2 protein-coding genes are annotated in these 3636 nt (G+C 70.5%); one reads left to right on the top strand and one right to left on the bottom strand.

What is annotated here, in order from left to right; translation table 11 throughout:
- Positions 1-239: 239 nt before the first annotated feature.
- A complete protein-coding gene (gene galE, locus MHY20_RS11405) occupies positions 240-1208 on the bottom strand; it encodes a UDP-glucose 4-epimerase GalE (RefSeq protein WP_239376881.1) in 969 nt (322 codons plus the stop codon).
- 126 nt (positions 1209-1334) lie between these two features.
- Here galE and MHY20_RS11400 point away from each other — a divergent pair, with 126 nt between their 5' ends.
- The gene (locus tag MHY20_RS11400) at positions 1335-3515 is read left to right on the top strand and encodes an LCP family protein (RefSeq protein WP_239376880.1); all 2181 of its coding nucleotides are present in this window, start codon (positions 1335-1337) and stop codon (positions 3513-3515) included.
- The last annotated feature ends 121 nt before the right edge of the window (positions 3516-3636 follow it).

Genomic DNA, 3636 nt, shown 5'->3' with positions numbered 1-3636 from the left:
CCGCCTCCACCGCCGCTGGGGCCGGTGGTGGGCCGACGGGTCCCGCATGCGGCGGCGAGCGCGAGGGCGCTCAGCGATGCGCAGGCGCCGAGGAGGCAGCGGCGGTGGAGGCGGGGGTCCGCAGTGGTGTCCATGCCCCCGAGGCTAGGCGCAGGGTGCACCGGCCGCGAGAGGCAGAACTCCCCGGGCCCTCCTGCTCAGCGGCAGGGTCCGGGGAGTTCTGGTGCCTGGGGTGGGGCTCAGTCGCGCTGGCGGCGGGCGTCCACGGCGGACTGCACGATCTCGGCGAGGGTGTGCTCGCTCTTCCAGGACAGCTCCTCGCGGATGCGGTCGGTGGAGCACACCAGCTTCGCGGGGTCGCCGGGTCGACGCTCCACGATCTCGGGATTGATCTCGGTGCCGGTGGCGTCCGCGATAGCGTTGATGACGTCCAGGACGCTGGATCCGGTGCCGGTGCCGACGTTGAACACGCGGTGCTCGCGGGTGTCGCGCTTGAGGTAGTCGAGCGCGGCGATGTGCGCTTCGGCGAGGTCGAGGACGTGCACGTAGTCGCGGATGCAGGTGCCGTCGGGAGTGTCGTAGTCATCGCCGAAGACCTTCGGGCGGTCACCCCGGTCCAGGGCGTCCAGCACGATCGGCACGAGGTTCATCACCAGCGTGTCGGCGAGCTCGGGCCACCCGGCGCCCGCCACGTTGAAGTAGCGCAGGCCGACGGTGCGCATGCCGTGCGCGCGCTCCGCGTCCTTCAGCATCCACTCCCCCACGAGCTTCGAGGCGCCGTAGGGGTTTATCGGCTCCGGCGTGAGGTCCTCCTGCACCAGGTCCACATCGGGCATTCCGTAGACGGCGGCGGAGGAGGAGAAGACGATGTCGCGCACCCCGGCCTGGGCGGCGCCGTCCAGGACGTTGGCCAGGCCTGCGATGTTGTCCCGCCAGTACATCTCCGGGTTCGCCACCGATTCGCCGACCTGCTTGTGGGCGGCGAAGTGGATGACGGCGCTGACGGACCGCTCGCGCATGACGGCGGCGAGCTCATCGGCGGCGCCCGTGCGGGTTACGTCGATCTCGACGAGGGGGACATCGCCCAGGCGGGAGCGGAAACCGGTGGAGAGGTCGTCCACCACCACAACGTCCTGTCCACGGTCGGCGAGCAGGCGGGTCACATGGGAGCCGATGTAACCGGCTCCTCCGATCACGAGAGTTGTCATGTCCCCTACTCTACTGGGGGCGGTCCGCACCCGTTCCGCAGGAGCACGCACCGGCTCTGTAAAAATGCGGTGTGGATTCGGCGACGGGCCGATGGTGAGCCGTCGACCCGGACGTATGATGGCCGAATGAGCGAGAATCCTCCCGCCGGCCGCCCCGATCGGCCAGGCGACGGTCAGCGCCGCGCCCCGCAGCGGCGCGGGCGCCGCGCAGCTTCGACGGGTCTGCGCTCCTCATCGACCCCGATGATCTGGCCCTTCTCCCCCAACGGCCGTCGGGCACGCGCGACCTCCCAGGGGTCCAGCGCCGCCGGTCGGACCTCCCCGCCGAGCCCACCCGCCGCCGCTGAGACGGACGCTGCCGCGTCCAGGCCGAGCGCGCGGGCCGCGTCAGCTCTGGCCTCCTCACACTCCTCACCCATCCCCCCGGCGCCCGGAGCGTCCGACGGCCCCATCCCCGTGCACCCGAAGCGGGGCCGCCGCCGTGCCGACGTCGCTCCGCCCGTCGAACAGAAGACCATCAGACTGCGCCCGATCGATGACGATCCGCGCCCGCGCCGCGGGTCATCCGTGCTGCGCCGCGCAGCCTCAGGCGGTGCCGGCCGCGGCGGATCTGGTGGACGCGGCGGAGGCCGCGGTCCAGGCGGCCCCGTCAGCCCCGATGGCTCCAGCGGCCAGGGCGGCTGGGGTGCCCGCCAGCCCGGCGAGGGCTCCCTGCGCCGCGCCTCCCTGTGGACCGCCGCCAGCGGCCTGATTCCCGGCCTCGGCCTGCTGCCCACCCCGCTGCGGGTCCTCGGCATCATCACCGCAGCCGTGTTCGTGATCACCGTCCTCAGCGGCCTGGTCTGGCTGCTGGCCGGTGACCCCACCGCGACCCTGATCGGCTTTGCGTTCAAACCGTGGTTCCTCACCACCGCGATGATCACGATCGCGCTCGTCGCCGTGATCTGGCTCGGTCTGCTGTGGCTGACGAACAACCACCACAACCGCAAGGAGCGGCTGCAGGGGCCTGCGCGCTCGGCGTCGCGGGCGCTCGCGTTCGCCCTCGCCATCGCGATCGGCCTGCCCGCGATGCACGCCGCGCACACCCTGTGGGCGGCGAACTCCCTGATCGGCGGCGACTCGTTCATCCAGGCGAAGAGCGGCAAGAGCGGCGAGGACGCCTGGAAGAACGTGGACCGCGTCAACATCATGCTGCTCGGGCAGGACGCCGGCGCGGACCGCACCGGCACCCGCCCGGACACCATCATGGTGGCGTCCGTGGACACGAAGACCGGCCGCACCGCCCTGTTCTCCATCCCCCGCAACCTGCAGTACGTGCGGTTCCCGAAGGGGTCGAAGCCGGCCGAGGTGTTCCCCAACGGGTTCGACTACTACGGCAAGAACCAGAACCTCATCAACGCCGTGTGGACCTGGGCGGAGGACGTGCGCCCCGATCTGTTCCCCGGTGACCCGAATCCGGGTCTGACCGCGACCACGATGGCGGTGGAGGAGACCCTCGGGCTGAAGGTCGACTACTACGCGATGGTGGACCTGCGCGGCTTCGAGCAGATGGTCGACGCCATCGGCGGCATCGATTTCGAGGTGGAGCGGAAGATCCCGATCGGCGGCGGCGCCGCGAAGATCGACGGCTACATCCAGCCCGGCTGGCAGCGGCTCGACGGCTATCACGCCCTCTGGTACGCCCGCAGCCGCGAAGGCTCCAGCGACTTCGACCGCAACTGCCGCCAGCAGCGCATCGTCCGCGCGGTCGCAGAGGAAGCGGACGTCCCGAAGATCGCCCTCACCCTGCCGCGTCTGCTGAACGCGACCGGAGACTCCGTGGTGACCGATATTCCGGCCGACCGCCTGGATGCGTTCGCGATGCTCGCCATGCGGATCCAGAAGGGCGGGTTCGAGTCCTACCCGATCAACCCGTCGGTGACGCCGTCGGGCAACCCGGACTTCGACTACCTGCACCGCTGGGTGCAGGAGTCCATCAAGCATTCGATGGAGACCGCGCCGGAGACGGCGCTGGGCACCAAGGAGAAGGACACGGAGAAGTCCGCGCAGCCGTCGCCGAAGGGTTCGAAGGACGCGAAGCCGGCCACCACGCAGCCGGCGGACGGCGCGTCCAAGGAGCCGAGCGAGTCACCGAGCCCGTCGGCCGAGCCGACGGAGTCGAAGTCGCCGACGCAGTCCGCAACTCCGAGTGAGTCCGCCTCCACCGACGCCGGTTCCACGCCGAAGAAGAAGGATGAGCGGAAGGTGGAGCTGCCGCAGGACCCGCTGAAGTCCTGCATGCCGGGCGACACCGACCCGTACAACTGATCCCCCGTTACCTTGTGAGCACCCCGATGGACGGGGTCTGGTCGCTCGGCCGGGTATGGCTTTGTTGCCCTGCCATTGATGGTCCGGGGGGTGTTGCCGCCCGGTCGAGAGACACGCGTTG

This window comes from Helcobacillus sp. ACRRO, assembly GCF_022347125.1.
Taxonomy (GTDB): domain Bacteria; phylum Actinomycetota; class Actinomycetes; order Actinomycetales; family Dermabacteraceae; genus Helcobacillus; species Helcobacillus massiliensis.
Note: the sequence above shows the minus strand (reverse complement) of the source record. Positions and strands in the feature narration are given on the sequence as shown.